Below are 16,827 nucleotides of genomic sequence, written 5' to 3'. Positions count from 1 at the left end.
CGGTTAGTTGGGGTTGATTCCGTGGCTCTGCAGCCACGGCGTCGGGTCCACGGCCTCCCCGCCGCCCGGGTGCACCTCGAAGTGCAGATGCGGGCCGGTGGAGTTGCCGGAGCTGCCCGAGTAGGCCATGACGTCCCCGGCCTTGACGGTCCCGGAGCGGATCTTGGTGCTGCTGAGGTGGCAGTACCAGGTCTCCGTGCCGTCAGGAGCGGTCAATATGACCATGTTGCCGTAGGCGTCGTTCCACTGCGTCCGCACGGTGCCGTCGGTCGCCGCCATGACGGGCGTGCCCTGGCTGACCGGGAAGTCGATCCCGGTGTGCAGGGACATCCAGTTGATGCCCGCCTGGCCGTAGCCCGCGCTCAGCCCGTGCTGTTCCACCGGCAGCGCGAACTTCGGGCGCATCGCCTCCTTGCGCGCCGCCTCCGCGGCCTTGCGCTTCTTCTCGGCCTCTTGGCGCTCCTTGAGGTCGATCCGCTCCTGGGTACGGCTGGCGCGGTCCCGGAAGTCGTTGACTCCGTCGTCGACCCCGGCGAGCCGGGTGTCCATCTCGCTGTTGGCGACGGATGCCTTGACGGGCTGTACGTCGGGCGCCGCGGCCTGCGTGGTCGTGTCGTCCTTCTTGTCGCTGGACATGCCGCTCACGGAGGCGGCGGCCACGGCGGTGACGCCGAGCGCGCAGACGGAGGGGACGGCGACGGTGAGGAGAGCGGAGCGCTTGGGGCGGGCGGGCGCGCTGCGGCGGCGGGAGCGGCTGCCGGAGCGGGTGGCGGTGACGGGCGCGGCAGCGGGGACGGGCGGCGGCGTGATGTCGGCGACGGGCTCGGGGTCCGCCAAGTCGGGATCGGGTTCCGGCTCGGCGACGGCTTCGAAGACGGCGGTCTGCTGCTGCTCGTCGTAAGGCTGCTCGTCGTACGGCTGCTCGTCGTACCGCAGCTCGCTGTACGGGAGCCCGTCGTACGGCGATTCGTCGACGGTGGCGTAGGCCGAGGTATCCCAGAACTGGGTCTGCCCGGTGTCGACGCCGGAGGTGTCGTACGCGGCGCTCTGACTGATGACGTCGTACGCGCCCGTGTCGTAGTGGCCCGAATCGGCCTGTCCCGTATCGAACTGCCCGGTGTCGAACTGCCCCGTGGCGTCGTACGCGCCCGTGTCCCACTGGGGCTGATGCTGATGCGCTTGCTGCGACTGGGTGTCCCAGGCGCCGACGTCCCAGTGGCCGCCGGTGTCGTCCTGCCGCTGGGTGGGGACGTCGGTGGGCAGGTGATAGCCGGAGGCGGCCCACATCGCGGTGGTGTCGTGAGCGCCCGTGTCGTAAGCACCGGTGTCATAGGCGCCGATGTCATGGGCGCCCGTGTCGTACGAGCCCGTGTCGTAGGTCCCGGTGTCGTACGGGGTGCCGCCGCTCCACTGGGTCGCGTCGTACTGGCCGCTGTGCCCGCCGTGCGGGTCGCCCTGGCCGTCCCCGTAACTGCCCGGGAGCGAGCCGAAGAGCGGATCGGCCTCACCGTACGCGGCCCCGAGGTTATCGAAGCTGCCGGTGGGGTAGCCGTCATACCCGGCGTAACCGTGCGCTGTGCCCTGCTGCTGGCCGTAGGCCTCGTCATAGGAGTACGAGGCGTCGGGAGCAGGGACGGCCGGGGTTGCCCCCGACGGGTGACGGTCGTTCACCACCAACTTCTCTTTCGCCTCGGCTGCAGGAGAATTAGCGGCGACTGTACCCGGCGGTACGCGGGAGCGACAATCTTCAGCAAGTTTTGGGCTGCACAGGAAAGGGCATTTGGACCTCTTTCGGTTGACTGTGCGCCCACTCTTGGCCCGGCGTTCGACGGTTGTTCGGCAATTTTCGGTCGTATCAAGCGACCGAGAAGGCGCCCGAAGTGTCCGTCGGCGTGGCATTGGCGGCGTCCAGCGCCTCCCGGATCCCGGCGGCGACGGCCGAGTGCACCGGCAGGGCGAGATGTCCCACACCGCTGACCCGGATGTTGCGGAAGATCAGATCTGGATGGTCTATGCGGGCGACTTCCGCCGGGATCATCAACTGATCCACATCGCTCCAGAAAGAAACGAAACGCGTACGGCATTCGGGGGCAGGCTGCCTCAACTCCGTTATCACCTCGGAGTTCGGGCACATCTGACGCACGAGCGGATGTGCGGACAACAAGGGCGCGACGCGGGTGCCGGAGTGCGGGGTGCCCAGCGTGACCAGGGAGTGCACGCGGACGTCGCCGCCCAGCCGCTGCACGTAGTAACGCGCGATCAGCCCGCCCAGGCTGTGCCCCACGATGTCCACCTGGCTGTGGCCGGTGCGGGCCAGCACGTCCTCGACATGGCGGGCCAACAGCGCGGCGGCGGTGCGGAGGTCGCAGGTCAGGGGCGAGTAGTTGAGGGCCTCGACATGCTGGCGGCCGTTGCGGAGGAGGGAGCGGCGCAGCAGTACGAAGACGGAGCGGTTGTCGATGAAGCCGTGGAGGAGCAGCACGGGGCGGTGCCCCCGGAGGTCGGGTGGGGGCGTGGCGGGTGGACGCTCCTGGCGGAGGCCGGTGGGGTAGAGGAGAAGGTGCCCGGCGAGGATTGCCAGGTCGAGCGCGAGAGCCCGAACCCGACCGCCGCTCCCGCTGCATACGAGGCCCACGCGACCGCCCCCTTTGTGCCCTGTGCCCCTGTGCCCTTGTGCCATGCGGGTAGCGGGTCGATGACCGCGCCGTCGCACCGCGCGGCGCCATGCCCATGCCATGCCGCCGTCCATGCGGCTGCCGGGCGGCGCTGCGCGGTGCGACGGTCCCCGCTGCGGCTCCCCTTGGTGGCCGGCCCAAGGTCGAACGTGTCCCAGGTGTGATTTCCCCCTCGCCGCACATCGCGAAACTGCCGGGTAGGGGATGCTTGCGGGAAGCTGGACATAACGTTCGTTCACGCGGGTGCGCGCGCTGCTAGGGCTTGGAGGCTGCGATGGGTGTGACCGGTCCGATCCGTGTGGTGGTGGCGAAACCGGGCCTCGACGGCCACGACCGCGGCGCGAAGGTCATCGCGAGGGCGCTGCGCGACGCGGGCATGGAGGTCATCTACACCGGCCTCCACCAGACCCCCGAGCAGATCGTCGACACCGCGATCCAGGAGGACGCCGACGCGATCGGCCTCTCGATCCTCTCCGGTGCGCATATGACCCTGTTCGCCAAGGTGCTGGAGCTGCTGCGGGAGCGCGAGGCGGAGGACATCAAGGTCTTCGGCGGCGGCATCATCCCCGAGGCGGACATCCCCCCGCTGAAGGAACAAGGCGTAGCGGAGATCTTCACCCCCGGCGCGACGACGACGTCGATCGTCGACTGGGTCCGCCAAAACGTCCGCCCAGTCCCCGCCTAACCCACCCCGCATGGCTCCCTCCGTCCGCCGGACGCAGCCCGGGGTCCGGGGTGGAGCCCCGGTTTCGGGGAGGGGCGGGGTGGGGGATCAGCCCCCGGCCAGTTCGGCGCGCATCGCCCCCCTCAACCTCAGCGTCCCCACCAACCGCTGAAACGCCTCCGACCAGTACCCCCCGGCCCCCGGCGCCGCCCCCTCCGGCTCATCCGGCAGCGCGGTCAGCATCTCCAGGCGGTCCGCCTGCGCCGGGTCGAGGCAGCGCTCGGCCAGGCCCATGATCCCGCTGAAGCTCCACGGATAGCTGCCCGCGTCCCGCGCGATGTCCAGCGCGTCCACGACCGCCCCGCCCAGCGGCTCGGCCCACGGCACCGCGCACACCCCCAGCAGCCGGAACGCGTCCGACAGCCCGTGGGAGGCGATGAAGTCGGCGACCCACCGGGCCCGTTCCTCCGCGGGGAGGGCGGACAGCAGCTTCGCCGGGTCCCGCCAAGCCGCCACCGCGGGCGCACCCGCGGTGGCCGGGGGCGCACCCGGCGGGCCGAGGAGCGCGCGCGACCATTCCGCGCTGCGCTGCCGCACGGCAGCCCGGCACCAGGCCGCGTGCAGGTCCCCCGTCCAGCCGTCGGCGACGGGCAGGGCCACGATCCGGTCGGCGTCCAGCCCGCCGAACCATTCGGACCAGCGGGCCAGCGGCGTGGCCTCCACCAGCTGGCTCAGCCACCAGGACCGCTCCCCCCGGCCGGACGGCGGCTTGGGCACGACGCCGTCCCGCTGCATCCCGCTGTCGCACTGCTCCGGCGGGTCGACGGCGATCTGCCCGATCGCGGGGGACAGGGAGACGCAGGCGGCGGACCGCTCCGCCATCCGCGCGGCATACGCGGAGTCGGGCAGCGCGGCCAGCAGCTCGGCGGCGGTCGCCCGGACGTTCCGGCTGCGGTCGGACAGCGCCTGCTCCAGGAAGGGCTCGTCGGAGGGCGAGAGGTCGTCGCGGAGCGAGTCCAGGAACATCAGCCGGTCTTCCGCCCGCTCCGTGGACCAGGTGCCGCTGAGCAGGGCCAGCCCGGCCGCCGGGTCGCGGTGGCGGGTCCTGGCCAGCAGCGACACCCGCTCGGCGAACAGCCCCTCCTCCCAGCTCCGCCGCACCTCGGCGTCGTCAGAGGCCGCCCCGCCCGGCTCCGACGCGGGCGCCGTGCCCCGCCCGGGCCCGCCCCGCAGCGCGAACTTCCAGTCCGGGTTGAGCCGGGCGAGCCACAGCGCCCGGGGCCCGCCGAGGGTGAGCGCCTCGGGCCGCAGATCGGTACGGGCGCGGGCGGCGTCGAGCAGGGTGGGGAGCAGCGCGTCGGGCGCGCGGTAGCCGTGCTGGTTGGCGAGGGCGAGCCACTGGGGCAGCAGCTCGGCCAGATCGGGGGCGGAACGCGGCCCGCTCCGCCCGGGAGATGAGCGGTCGGCGAGCAGCATCGCCAGTCGGCTGCGGGCGGCGGGCGGGAGCGGAGGGCGCGGGTCCTCGGGCGCGGGGGCGGGGACCGGCCGGGCGGGAGCGGGGCGCAGCCCGGCCCGCCGCCGTACGGTGCTGAGCGCGGCGGCGTCCAGCAGGGCGGACGCCGCGTCCTGCCCGGGGCGGGCGGCGACCGGCGGGGTGCGGCGCTCGGTGCCGAGCAGGGCGGCGGCGACGAGGTCGTCCCACGAAACGGGTGCGGACGCGGGTGCGGGTGCGGGTGCGGTGCTGGTCAACGCGTGCCTCCGTACGAGGTCGGGCCGGTGCCCGTGGCAAGCGGGACGGGTTCCGGATCCCAGGTGGTGAGGGGCGTGATGCCGCGGTGCCCGCACTCGCCGAAGACGGTGAGGGGGCGGCCGCCCGATATCGCCGTGAGCTGCCACAGGTTCGTATGGCCGAGGCACCTCGGGTCGACGGGGAGCGCGGTCCCGGCCGCCTCGTCCGCCAACTGCCAACCGCCCTCACCGGCGGGGACGGGCGTGACGCCGGAGAGCACGACGGGCCAGCCCTCCAGCCAGGGGTCGTCGCTCAGCGCGTCGCCGTAGGCGGCGAGGGCCGCAGCGATGCCGACCCCGCTGGGTGTACCGGCGGGCACCAGGGCTTCAGCGTCCGCCCCGCCGTCTGTGGCGGACGCGGCGGACGTGGCGGACGCGGCGAACGCGGCGGACGCGGGGGCCGCCGGGGGCCACCCGGGCGGCAGCGGGGGTTCGGCGGGCGGATAGCGCGTGCCCAGCGCCGCCCGCAGCGGACGCGTGCCCGGGTAGTAGACGAGGTCCGCGTCGAGCACCAGCCCGGGCGGCAGGGCCAGCTCGGGGGGCCGCCCCGCCGCGCCGAAGGACAGCAGCAGCGCCATCCGGCCCGTGGTCCGGCCATGGAGCCAGATCCGCCGGGTGGTGAGCTTGCCGTCGCCGCTGTCCTGGCGGCCCAGGACGAGCCAGTGGTCCCGGACCGGCCGCCCGTGCGCGAGCAGCTCGGCCACCGGCATCGTGACGCCGACCCGTGCGCGCGTGGTGGCGGCCAGTTCCTCCGGCAGGCTGTCGAGGTGCAGGAAGCCCTGGTCGAGCAGGTGCGCCAGGGCGCATTCCTCCAGCAGACGGGCGGGCCAGCCGGGGCCGGAAGAAGGGATCGCGCCCAACTCCCGCACCCGCGCCTCCAGGCCGGGGGCCTGGGCGTCGACCATGCGGGCGGCCGTCTCGTCCCACGCCCCGTATCCGGCGCTGTCCGCCGTGGCCAGACCGTCGCGCAGGAGGTCCGACAGCCGCTGCTCCAGCTCGGTGGCGCCCGCCGCGATGCGCTGGGCGCGCCGCTCGGCGCGGCGGCGGGCGGCGACCGGATCGGCGGCCCCGCCCGCACCGCCGCCCGTGCCGCCCGCCCCCTTCCCCGCGCCGCCGCCCCCATCGGCCTCCGCGCCCCCATCGGCCTCCGCGCCCGCACCCCCGCGCGCGGCCCCCACCGCGATCTGCGCGCGCTCGCGCCGCTCGCCGAGCCACTGCTCGGCCCACTCGGGCGGCTCCCCGCCCTCCGGCACCCCCGCTTCGCCCGCCCCCCACAGAAGCAGCAGCCCGAGCGCGTGCTTGCACGGGAACTTCCGGCTCGGGCAGCTGCACCGGTAGGCAGGCCCGTGCAGATCGACCACCGTCCGGTACGGTGCGCCGCCGCTGCCCGCGCACAGCCCCCACACCGCCCGCCCCCGCGCTCCCGTGCCCGACCACGAAGCGGCCCCCGCGAGCTTGCCGCCCGCCTTGCGTGACGCGGTGTCAGGCGCCAGGGCCAGCACCTGTTCCGCCGTCCAGCGTTCCCCCTGCGGATTCATGTCTGCGACGGTACGGGCGCCCACTGACAATTGCCCTGACCTGCGGGTTCGTTGAGGCCGGGCCGGTTGTCAGTGGGGTGGTGCAGAGTGAAACACGAGTCCGGGAGCGGAACGAGCAACGAGTCGTGGGGGAGCTGTGACCGTCACTGTGTCCGGAACCAATTCACCTGAAATCACCGAGAGCGGCGAGGCCGCCGAGGTCATCCGTCCACACGCCGAGACCGCCTTCGCCGACGAGCTGAGCGCCCTGGCCGCCGCCGACGACCGCCCGCGCCCGGTCCGCTGGCGGCTGTCGCCGTGGGCCGTCGCCACGTATCTGCTCGGCGGGACACTGCCGGACGGCACCGTGATCACACCCAAGTACGTGGGCCCGCGCCGGATCGTCGAGGTCGCCGTCACCACGCTGGCCACCGACCGCGCCCTGCTGCTGCTCGGCGTCCCCGGCACGGCCAAGACCTGGGTCTCGGAGCACCTGGCGGCGGCGGTCAGCGGCGATTCGACGCTGCTGGTCCAGGGCACGGCCGGGACGCCGGAGGAAGCGATCCGCTACGGCTGGGACTACGCCCGGCTCCTCGCCCACGGCCCGAGCCGCGCCGCGCTCGTCCCGAGCCCGGTGATGCGGGCCATGGCGGACGGCATGACCGCGCGCGTGGAGGAGTTGACGCGCATCCCGGCCGATGTGCAGGACACGCTGATCACCGTCCTGTCCGAGAAGACCCTGCCGGTCCCCGAGCTGGGGGAGGAGGTCCAGGCGGTCCGCGGCTTCAACCTCATCGCCACCGCCAACGACCGCGACCGCGGCGTCAATGAGCTGTCCAGCGCGCTGCGCCGCCGCTTCAACACGGTGGTGCTGCCGCTGCCCGCGACCCCGGAGGACGAGGTCGACATCGTCGCCCGCCGCGTCGCCCAGATCGGCCGCTCGCTGGACCTCCCCGAGGCCCCGGAGGGCGTGGAGGAGATCCGCCGCGTCGTCACGGTCTTCCGCGAGCTGCGCGAAGGCGTGACCGGCGACGGTCGTACGAAGCTCAAGTCGCCCTCCGGCACCCTGTCGACGGCGGAGGCCATCTCCGTGGTGACGAACGGCCTGGCGCTCGCCGCCCACTTCGGCGACGGCGTGCTGAGGCCCGGCGACATGGCGGCGGGCATCCTGGGCGCGGTCGTCCGCGACCCGTCAGCGGACCGCGTCATCTGGCAGGAGTACCTGGAGGCGGTCGTCCGCGAGCGCGACGGCTGGAAGGACTTCTACCGCGCCTGCCGAGAGGTGACCGCGTGAGCACGCCCGGCGCCCGGGTGCCGGAGTGGCCCTTGTTGCTGGGGGTGCGGCATCACGGGCCCGGGTCGGCGCGGGCTGTGCGGGCGGCGCTCGACGAGTGCGAGCCCGGGGGCGTGCTCATCGAGGGGCCGCCGGAGGCGGACGCGTTGGTGCACCTCGCCGCCGACGAGGGCATGCGGCCGCCCGTCGCGCTGCTCGCGCACGTGGCGGACGACCCGGGGCGCGCCGGGTTCTGGCCGCTGGCCGGGTTCTCGCCGGAGTGGGCGGCCATCCAGTGGGCGCTGGCCCGCGATGTGCCCGTGCGGTTCATCGACCTCCCGGCCGCGAACTCCCTGGCCATGACGGCGAAGGCCGAGCCGGGTGAGGACCAGCCGGGCGACGCCGAGCGGGTGCGTATCGATCCGCTCGCCGTCCTCGCCGAGACAGCCGGGTACGAGGACCCGGAGCGCTGGTGGGAGGACGTCGTCGAGCACCGCAGCATCGGCGGGACGGCGGCGTTCGCCGCCGTCGGGGAGGCCATGGGGGAGCTGCGGGCCGCGTACGGGGACGGCGGGCACGAGGACGACGCCGTCCGGGAAGCCCACATGCGGGTGCGGATGCACGCGGCGCGGCGGGAGTTCGGGGAGGCCGTCGCCGTCGTCTGCGGGGCCTGGCACGTACCGGCGCTGGCCGCCCGCTCCACCGTGACCGCCGACCGGAAGCTGCTCAAGGGGCTGCCGAAGGTCAAGGCCGAGGTCAGCTGGGTGCCCTGGACGCACCGCCGGCTGGCGCGGCACAGCGGCTACGGGGCGGGGATCGCCTCGCCCGGCTGGTACAGCCATCTCTTCCACGCCCCGGACCGGCCCCTGGAGCGCTGGCTGACCAAGGTCGCCGGGCTGCTCCGGGACGAGGACTTCGCGGTGTCGTCCGCGCATGTCATCGAGGCCGTGCGGCTCGCCGAGACCCTCGCCGCCCTGCGCGGCCGCCCGCTCGCCGGGCTCGCCGAGACGACGGACGCTGTGCGGGCCGTCATGTGCGAGGGCTCGGACGTGCCGATCGCGCTGGTGCGGGACCGGCTCGTGGTGGGGGACGTGCTGGGCGAGGTCCCCGCGTCGGCCCCCGCCGTACCGCTCCAGCGGGACCTGCGGCGCGTCCAGCGTTCGCTGCGGCTGGCGCCCGAGGCCGTGGAGCGGGAGCTTGAGCTGGATCTGCGCAAGGACATGGACGCCGAGCGCAGCCGGTTGCTGCACCGGCTGCGGCTGCTGGGGGTCGACTGGGGCACCCCGGCGGCCTCGCGCGGCAGCACCGGCACGTTCCGCGAGACGTGGCGGCTGAGCTGGGAGCCGGAGCTGTCGGTGCGGGTCGCCGAGGCGGGGGTGTGGGGCACCACCGTGCTGTCGGCGGCCACCGTCAAGGCCGAGTCCGAGGCGCTGGGCGCCGTAGCCCTGGCCGAGGTCACGGAGCTGGCCGAGCGCTGTCTGCTGGCCGCGCTCCCGGACGCCCTCCCCGTGGTGATGCGCGCGCTCGCCGACCGCGCCGCGCTCGACGCGGACGTGGGCCACCTGGCCCAGGCGCTGCCCGCCCTGGTGCGGTCGGTGCGGTACGGGGACGTACGCGGCACCGATACCGCGGCGCTGGGCGAGGTCGCCGCGGGCCTGGCCGAACGGATCCTGGTCGGCCTCCCGCCCGCCTGCGCAGGCCTCGACGCGGACGGCGCCGCCGAGATGCTCCGCCACCTGGAGTCCGTACACCGGGCGCTCGCCCTCCTGCCGGAGCCCAAGGCGGCCGAGGCAGCCGCTTCGGGTGGGCCGCTGCGGGGGCGCTGGGCGGGGGTTCTGCGGGGGATCGCCGGGCGGGACGGGGGGTCCGCCGTCCCGGGGCTGCTCCGGGGGCGGGCCGCGCGGTTGCTGCTGGACGACGGGCGGCTCGCCGAGGACGAGGCGGCGCGGCTGATGCGGCTCGCGCTCTCGCCCGGCACCGCACCGCCCGAGGCGGCCTCCTGGATCGAGGGGTTCATCGGCGGCGGCGCGGGCGGCGGCATGTTGCTCGTCCACGACGAACGGCTGCTCGGCCTCATCGACGGCTGGCTCACCTCCGTGCCCGCCGAGGCGTTCACGGACGTCCTGCCGCTGCTGCGGCGCACCTTCTCCGCCTACGACACGGGCGTCCGCCGCACCCTCGGCGAGCTGGTCCGCCGCGGTCCGGGGAGTGACGCGGACGGCGAGGCGGCACCCGCGGGGCCCGCCGCGCCCGGCTTCGGCCCGGGGATCGACGCGGACCGGGCGGAGGCCGCCGTACCGACGGTGCGGCTGCTGCTCGGTCTTAGTCCTGATCGCGACGACATCTCGGAGGTGGCCCGATGACGGGCACGGACACGGACAGCGGCGGCGAACGGCTGCGGCGCTGGCGGCTGGTGCTCGGCGGGCAGGGCGGCGGTGACGGTACCGGCGGCGGTACCGGCGACGGCACCGGCCGCGAACTGAGCGGTACCGACGCCGCCATGGACCGCACACTCGAAGCGCTCTACGGAGACGGCCCGGGCCCCGGCGGCGGCACGCGGTCGGGCGGGCTCGGCGGCTCCGCGCCGCAAGCGGCGCGCTGGCTCGGCGACATCCGTACGTACTTCCCCACCTCCGTCGTCCAGGTCATGCAGCGCGACGCCATCGACCGGCTCGGCCTGTCGGCGCTGCTGCTGGAGCCCGAGATGCTGGAGGCCGTGGAGGCGGACGTGCATCTGGTGGGCACCCTGCTCTCGCTCAACAAGGCGATGCCGGAGACCACCAGGACCACGGCGCGGGCCGTCGTCCGCAAGGTCGTCGAGGAGCTGGAGAAGCGGCTCGCGACCCGCACCCGCGCGACCCTCACCGGAGCGCTCGACCGGTCCGCCCGGATCAGCCGCCCCCGCCACCGGGACATCGACTGGAACCGCACCATCCGCGCCAACCTCAAGAACTACGTCCCCGAGCACCGCACGGTGGTTCCCGAGCGGCTGATCGGTTACGGACGGGCGGCGCGCGGGGTGAAGAAGGACGTCATCCTGTGCGTCGACCAGTCGGGGTCGATGGCCGCGTCCGTGGTGTACGCCTCCGTGTTCGGTGCCGTGCTCGCCTCGATGCGGTCGATCGCCACCCGGCTCGTCGTCTTCGACACCTCCGTCGTGGACCTGACCGACGATCTGGACGATCCGGTGGACGTCCTGTTCGGCACCCGGCTCGGCGGCGGCACCGACATCAACCGGGCGCTCGCGTACTGCCAGTCGCGGATCACCCGGCCCGCGGACACCGTCGTCGTGCTCATCAGCGACCTCTACGAGGGCGGGATACGCGACGAGATGCTGGGGCGGGTCGCCGCGATGAAGGCGTCCGGGGTGCAGTTCGTGGCGCTGCTCGCACTGTCCGACGAGGGGGCGCCGAGTTACGACCGGGAGCACGCGGCGGCGCTCGCCGCGCTCGGCGTACCCGCCTTCGCCTGCACCCCCGATCTCTTCCCGGAGGTGATGGCGGCGGCGATCGAGCGGCGCCAACCGCCGATACCGGACATGGCGATGCATCACTGACCATCACTGGCCAGGGGCTTGCGCCGCCCCCTGTGGGTCGTGCAAGGATCATTCCCGTCGCCAGGACGTGGAATGTGACCGTCCGCTTGGCGCTTCGCCTGTTGCCGTACCACGGAAGGCCCTCCCTCTTGTCTGCCGCGTTCGCTCTGCCTGCCGCTGTGCGCCTGCCGCGCACCGTGGCCGCGCGGCGGGCGCTGCTGGCGACGCTGTTCCTCGGGGGCTTCCTGGCACTGGCGTTCCTCTTCGGGGGCAGCGCCCAGGCGGCCGAGCGGGGAGAGCTGACGACCGGATCGGTCACGGGCCACCAAGCCCAGGCAGCGGACCTGGTCGACTCGACGCGAGCCGCCGCGAAGTCGGCCGCCAAGGCGGTTCCGGCGAAGGCGACGGAAGCCACGACGGAAGCCAAGGCAGCACCGGCGAAGGCCGCTCCGGCCAAGGCGGCGGCAGCCAAGACGGCCCCGGCCGAGGCGGTCAAGACCGCCGACACCGTGGCGCGCCACGCCGCGCACAGCGCCACCGACACCGTCCGCAAGACGGTGGAACCGGTGCGCGAGCCGGTCGAGCGGCACACCCGCCAGGTCACCGACCCGGTCGATGACCTGGTCAAGGACGCCACGGGCGCGGACCTCCCGGTCCGGCTGTCCGAGGTCGGCGACGCCGGTGTCGGCGCCCTGGGCGACGCCTCCGGCGAGCACGGCGCCGCGTCGGGCCACGGCCCGGCCGCGGACGACGCCGACAAGAACGACGCCCTGCACCACCCGGCCCAGCCCGCCGCGGCCCCGCTCGGGCCCGACACGGCGGACTCGGACGCCGACGCGCCGCGTACCGCCGACTCCCACGACGACGGTCACGGCACCGCCGTCCGGGCGTCCGACGGCGCGGGCCGGGGTGACGGCGCTCCGGCGCCGATGCCCCTTCCGCGGTCCCCCTTCGGGACCGTCACCCAGTGCACCGGCGACAGCGGCGCTCCCCGTGGCGGGAACACCCACGCCGCTCTGCCGCCGTCCGGCGACGCGCACTTCGGGCTCGAGCCCGGCGCGGTCCGCGCGGACAGCTCAGCGCCGACGCGCGAGCGGTACAACGAAGTCCTCGAATTCCCCGGCTAGGGCAGACCTCCCCCCGTCTGTAAGACCTGCCGCGCGGGGGCGGGTCAGGTCTGCCCGTTCGCTCACCCCTCTTGAATTCGAAGGACTTCTTCCACCATGCGCAACAACGTTCGCCGCTCCATCCTCGTCGCCGCTGCCGCCACCGGTATCTGGGCCCTCGGCTCCGCCGCCGCCAACGCCGCCGAGACCCCGAACGTCCCCTCCACCGACAGCGTCACCAGCACGGTGGGCGGCGTCACGGGCAAGGTCACCGACACGACCGACAAGGTCACCGACACGACGGACAAGGTGACGGACACCACCGGCAAGGTGACCGACACCGTCGACGGTGCGACCGGCGATGTGGCCGACACGTCCAAGCTGAACGACTCCGCGAAGAAGACCGTGGACGGCGTGACCGGCACCGTCGACGACACCGTGGACGGTGCCGCCAAGGGCCAGCTGCCGGACGTCTCCAAGACCACCCGCGATGTGACCGGTGGCGCGCTCGACGGTGTGACCGGTGACGCCGCCAAGCCGGGCAAGGTCGTCAAGAAGGCCCACAAGGCCGTGAAGTCCGTCCAGAAGACCGCCGACGTCGACCTGCCCACCGGCGAGGTGCCCGGCGTCGTTCCGCACCTGCCGGGCCTCGGCTCGCTGCCGGTCAGCGGCTCCTCGCTGCCTGCCGCCGCCCCGGTGCCGTCCGTCAAGGGCGCCCCGGCCGAGCTGCCCGCCCAGCTTCCGGCCACCCCGAAGCTGCCCGCCGCCCCCGGCGCCGCCGACAACCTGCTCGCCTCCCTCTCCGGCGCGGGCGTCCGCCCGGAGGAGCTGACCGGCAAGGCCAAGGGCACCGTGGGCATCGCCAAGCCCGTCGTGAACGGCGTCGCCGACGACGTGCTGCCGCCCGTCGCGCACCGCGTCGTGGTCAAGGTCGTCCCGGTCGCGCAGGGCACCGTGGACGACGCGGGCGTGCTGGCCGGTGACGCCGTGGGCAAGACCGTTCCGTACGTCGCCTACGTGGGCGGCAGCGCGCAGGGCTACGCGCTGGGCACCGCCAGCAACGTGGTTCCGTTCGCGCAGGGCACCGTCTCCGACGCCGTGCCGTTCGTGCAGAACACCGTGACCAACGCCGTGCCGGTCGCTCAGAACACCGTCACCAACACGGTTCCGTTCACCGCCGACCTGGCCACCAGCACCGTTCCGTTCGCGCTGGACCTGACCGGCTCCGTGGCCACGAACGCGCAGGGCACCGCGGTGGACACCGTGGCCCGCGTGCAGAGCCTGCTCCCGGTCGCCCCGGTCGACCTGACCGACGCCGCCAACATCCCGGCCCTCCCGGCCCTCCCCGCGGTCCCGGCCCACCTGCCGACCGTCCCGGGCCAGCTCCCGACCGTTCCGGCGGACCTGCCGACCGTTCCGGCCGAGCTGCCCACCGTCCCGGCGGACCTGCCCACCGTTCCGGCGGACCTGCCGTCGGTCCCGGCGCAGCTGCCGACCGACCTGCCGACCGACCTGCCGACCGACCTGCCGACCGTCCCGGGCCAGCTCCCGACCGACCTGCCGAAGGCCCCGGCCGACCTGCCGAAGGCCCCGGCCGACCTGCCGAAGGTCCCGGCGGACCTGCCGAAGGTCCCGGCCCAGCTGCCCACCGACCTGCCGACGAACGTCCCGGCCGAGCTGCCGACCGTCCCGGCCGACCTGCCCACCGCCCCGGGCACCCTCCCGGCCGTCTGACGGTCGTCTGACGGCTGTACGCAGCCGTGATACCGCGCACACGCCAAGAGCGGGCAGTCCTCGTTGGGGAGGGGGCTGCCCGCTTTTCGGTGCCGAAATAGGTGCGTACGGTCGCGATCTGTGACTGTAATCACCGCTCCAGTGTGATCTGCGATTTAGGGACGCACGTCTCGCGGTTATAACCTGCGAGACGGACATGCCGCGTACCCGGCGCACGTGTGCCGCCCTCTCATAGATCGCGTCCTCACGCTGGCCATCGCGGCACGCCCGCGCAGATAACGACCGCGATATCCAGTGGAAAAGGGACGGACGCGCGTGGACCTGTTCGAGTACCAGGCGAGGGACCTCTTCGCCAAGCACGGTGTACCGGTGCTGGCCGGTGAAGTCATCGACACGCCTGAGACGGCGCGCGAGGTGGCCGAGCGACTGGGCGGCCGCGCGGTCGTCAAGGCGCAGGTCAAGGTTGGCGGCCGCGGCAAGGCGGGCGGCGTCAAGCTGGCCTCCGACCCGGCCGACGCCGTGGAGAAGGCGACCCAGATCCTGGGTATGGACATCAAGGGCCACACGGTCCACAAGGTGATGCTCGCCCAGACCGCGGACATCAAGGAGGAGTACTACGTCTCCTTCCTGCTGGACCGCACCAACCGCACCTTCCTCGCCATGGCCTCCGTCGAGGGCGGCGTGGAGATCGAGGTCGTCGCGGAGCAGAACCCCGACGCGCTCGCCAAGATCCCGGTGGACGCCATCGAGGGTGTGACCCCCGAGAAGGCCGCCGAGATCGTCGCCGCCGCGAAGTTCCCGGCCGAGATCGCCGACCAGGTGGCCGACGTCCTCCAGCAGCTGTGGACCGTCTTCATCAACGAGGACGCCCTGCTCGTCGAGGTCAACCCGCTCGTCAAGACCGGTGACGGCAAGATCATCGCGCTTGACGGCAAGGTGACGCTGGACGCCAACGCCGAGTTCCGCCAGCCGGATCACGCGGCGCTCGAGGACAAGGCCGCGGCCAACCCCCTCGAGGCGGCGGCCAAGGCCAAGGGCCTCAACTACGTCAAGCTCGACGGCGAGGTCGGCATCATCGGCAACGGCGCGGGTCTGGTCATGTCGACCCTCGACGTCGTCGCGTACGCCGGTGAGAACCACGGCAACGTGAAGCCCGCCAACTTCCTCGACATCGGTGGCGGCGCCTCCGCCGAGGTGATGGCCAACGGTCTTGAGATCATCCTCGGCGACCCGGACGTCAAGTCCGTCTTCGTCAACGTCTTCGGCGGGATCACCGCGTGCGACGCCGTCGCCAACGGCATCGTTCAGGCCCTGGAGCTGCTGAAGTCCAAGGGCGAGGACGTCTCCAAGCCGCTCGTGGTGCGTCTCGACGGCAACAACGCGGAGCTGGGTCGCAAGATCCTCACCGACGCCAACCACCCGCTCGTGCAGCAGGTGGACACCATGGACGGCGCGGCTGAGCGCGCCGCCGAGCTGGCTGCGAAGTAAGGGACGAGGTCACCAGAAACCATGGCTATCTTCCTCACCAAGGAAAGCAAGGTCATCGTCCAGGGGATGACCGGGTCCGAGGGGCAGAAGCACACCCGTCGGATGCTCGCCTCGGGCACCAACATCGTCGGTGGCGTGAACCCGCGCAAGGCCGGCACCACCGTTGACTTCGACGGCAGCGAGGTACCGGTCTTCGGCTCGGTCAAGGAGGCCATCGAGGCCACCGGCGCCGACGTCACGGTCATCTTCGTCCCGGAGAAGTTCACCAAGAGCGCGGTCATCGAGGCGATCGACGCCGAGATCCCGCTCGCCGTGGTGATCACCGAGGGCATCGCTGTTCACGACTCCGCCAACTTCTGGGCCTACGCCGGTCAGAAGGGCAACAAGACCCGCATCATCGGCCCGAACTGCCCGGGTCTGATCACGCCGGGTCAGTCGAACGCGGGCATCATCCCGGCCGACATCACCAAGCCCGGCCGCATCGGTCTGGTGTCGAAGTCCGGCACCCTGACCTACCAGATGATGTACGAGCTGCGGGACATCGGCTTCTCGTCCTGCGTCGGCATCGGTGGCGACCCGGTCATCGGCACCACCCACATCGACGCGCTGGCCGCCTTCGAGGCCGACCCCGACACCGACCTGATCGTGATGATCGGTGAGATCGGCGGCGACGCCGAGGAGCGGGCCGCGGACTTCATCAAGGCCAACGTCACCAAGCCGGTCGTCGGCTACGTGGCGGGCTTCACCGCGCCCGAGGGCAAGACCATGGGCCACGCCGGTGCGATCGTGTCCGGTTCGTCCGGCACCGCCCAGGCGAAGAAGGAGGCCCTGGAGGCCGCGGGCGTGAAGGTCGGCAAGACCCCGACCGAGACCGCCGGTCTGGCGCGCGCCGCGCTGGCAGGCTGACGGAGCGCAGCACGCTTCATGGGCGCGGGCCCGTACCCCCATATGGGTGGTACGGGCCCGCGCCTTTCACGTTCACGGGCTGCTCCCAGGGCCGTATGGCGCCGCTCGACAAAAGGTACATAAGCCCATTACGTGCGACAC

Annotated in this window: 12 protein-coding genes; 8 read left to right on the top strand and 4 right to left on the bottom strand. The window is 73.2% G+C overall.

Annotated features, from left to right (window positions below; all coding sequences use genetic code 11):
• Positions 1-3: 3 nt before the first annotated feature.
• Positions 4-1,671 carry a peptidoglycan DD-metalloendopeptidase family protein gene (locus ACWC5C_RS06410; RefSeq protein ID WP_450874281.1) on the bottom strand — a complete coding sequence of 556 codons (1,668 nt, stop codon included), beginning with the start codon at positions 1,669-1,671 and terminating at the stop codon, positions 4-6.
• A gap of 184 nt (positions 1,672-1,855) precedes the next feature.
• Positions 1,856-2,713 carry an esterase/lipase family protein gene (locus ACWC5C_RS06405; protein WP_450874697.1) on the bottom strand — a complete coding sequence of 286 codons (858 nt, stop codon included), beginning with the start codon at positions 2,711-2,713 and terminating at the stop codon, positions 1,856-1,858.
• A gap of 236 nt (positions 2,714-2,949) precedes the next feature.
• Here ACWC5C_RS06405 and ACWC5C_RS06400 point away from each other — a divergent pair, with 236 nt between their 5' ends.
• The gene (locus ACWC5C_RS06400; RefSeq protein WP_385438871.1) at positions 2,950-3,360 is read left to right on the top strand and encodes a cobalamin B12-binding domain-containing protein; all 411 of its coding nucleotides are present in this window, start codon (positions 2,950-2,952) and stop codon (positions 3,358-3,360) included.
• Positions 3,361-3,447: 87 nt separating this feature from the next.
• On the opposite strand, the gene ACWC5C_RS06395 is transcribed toward ACWC5C_RS06400, so the two are convergent.
• Complete coding sequence (locus tag ACWC5C_RS06395; RefSeq protein ID WP_450874279.1) at positions 3,448-5,088, bottom strand: DUF5691 domain-containing protein; 1,641 nt, start codon at positions 5,086-5,088, stop codon at positions 3,448-3,450.
• Positions 5,085-6,665 carry an SWIM zinc finger family protein gene (locus ACWC5C_RS06390; protein ID WP_450874277.1) on the bottom strand — a complete coding sequence of 527 codons (1,581 nt, stop codon included), beginning with the start codon at positions 6,663-6,665 and terminating at the stop codon, positions 5,085-5,087. Before ACWC5C_RS06390 ends, ACWC5C_RS06395 begins: the two co-directional genes overlap by 4 nt.
• A gap of 136 nt (positions 6,666-6,801) precedes the next feature.
• Between ACWC5C_RS06390 and ACWC5C_RS06385 the strand changes: the two genes are divergently transcribed.
• The 7 genes from ACWC5C_RS06385 to sucD all read left to right on the top strand — a co-directional run bounded on the left by ACWC5C_RS06385 (position 6,802) and on the right by sucD (position 16,686).
• On the top strand, positions 6,802-7,938 hold the full coding sequence (locus ACWC5C_RS06385) for an ATP-binding protein (RefSeq protein ID WP_450874275.1): 1,137 nt from the start codon (positions 6,802-6,804) through the stop codon (positions 7,936-7,938).
• Positions 7,935-10,280 carry a DUF5682 family protein gene (locus ACWC5C_RS06380; protein ID WP_450874273.1) on the top strand — a complete coding sequence of 782 codons (2,346 nt, stop codon included), beginning with the start codon at positions 7,935-7,937 and terminating at the stop codon, positions 10,278-10,280. Before ACWC5C_RS06385 ends, ACWC5C_RS06380 begins: the two co-directional genes overlap by 4 nt.
• Entirely contained in the window at positions 10,277-11,473 is a 1,197-nt protein-coding gene (locus ACWC5C_RS06375) for a VWA domain-containing protein (RefSeq protein ID WP_450874271.1), read from the top strand. The genes ACWC5C_RS06380 and ACWC5C_RS06375 overlap by 4 nt, the downstream gene beginning before the upstream one ends.
• A 158-nt stretch (positions 11,474-11,631) precedes the next feature.
• Entirely contained in the window at positions 11,632-12,579 is a 948-nt protein-coding gene (locus tag ACWC5C_RS06370) for a hypothetical protein (RefSeq protein WP_450874270.1), read from the top strand.
• A gap of 96 nt (positions 12,580-12,675) precedes the next feature.
• Entirely contained in the window at positions 12,676-14,292 is a 1,617-nt protein-coding gene (locus tag ACWC5C_RS06365) for a hypothetical protein (RefSeq protein WP_450874268.1), read from the top strand.
• 315 nt (positions 14,293-14,607) lie between these two features.
• Complete coding sequence (sucC, locus tag ACWC5C_RS06360) at positions 14,608-15,780, top strand: ADP-forming succinate--CoA ligase subunit beta (RefSeq protein WP_450874266.1); 1,173 nt, start codon at positions 14,608-14,610, stop codon at positions 15,778-15,780.
• 21 nt (positions 15,781-15,801) lie between these two features.
• A complete protein-coding gene (gene sucD / locus ACWC5C_RS06355; protein WP_385438852.1) occupies positions 15,802-16,686 on the top strand; it encodes a succinate--CoA ligase subunit alpha in 885 nt (294 codons plus the stop codon).
• Positions 16,687-16,827: the final 141 nt, after the last annotated feature.

The organism is Streptomyces sp. NPDC001700, from assembly GCF_053596435.1.
The sequence above is the reverse complement of the archived record's forward strand: the minus strand, read 5'-3'. Positions and strand labels throughout refer to the sequence as shown.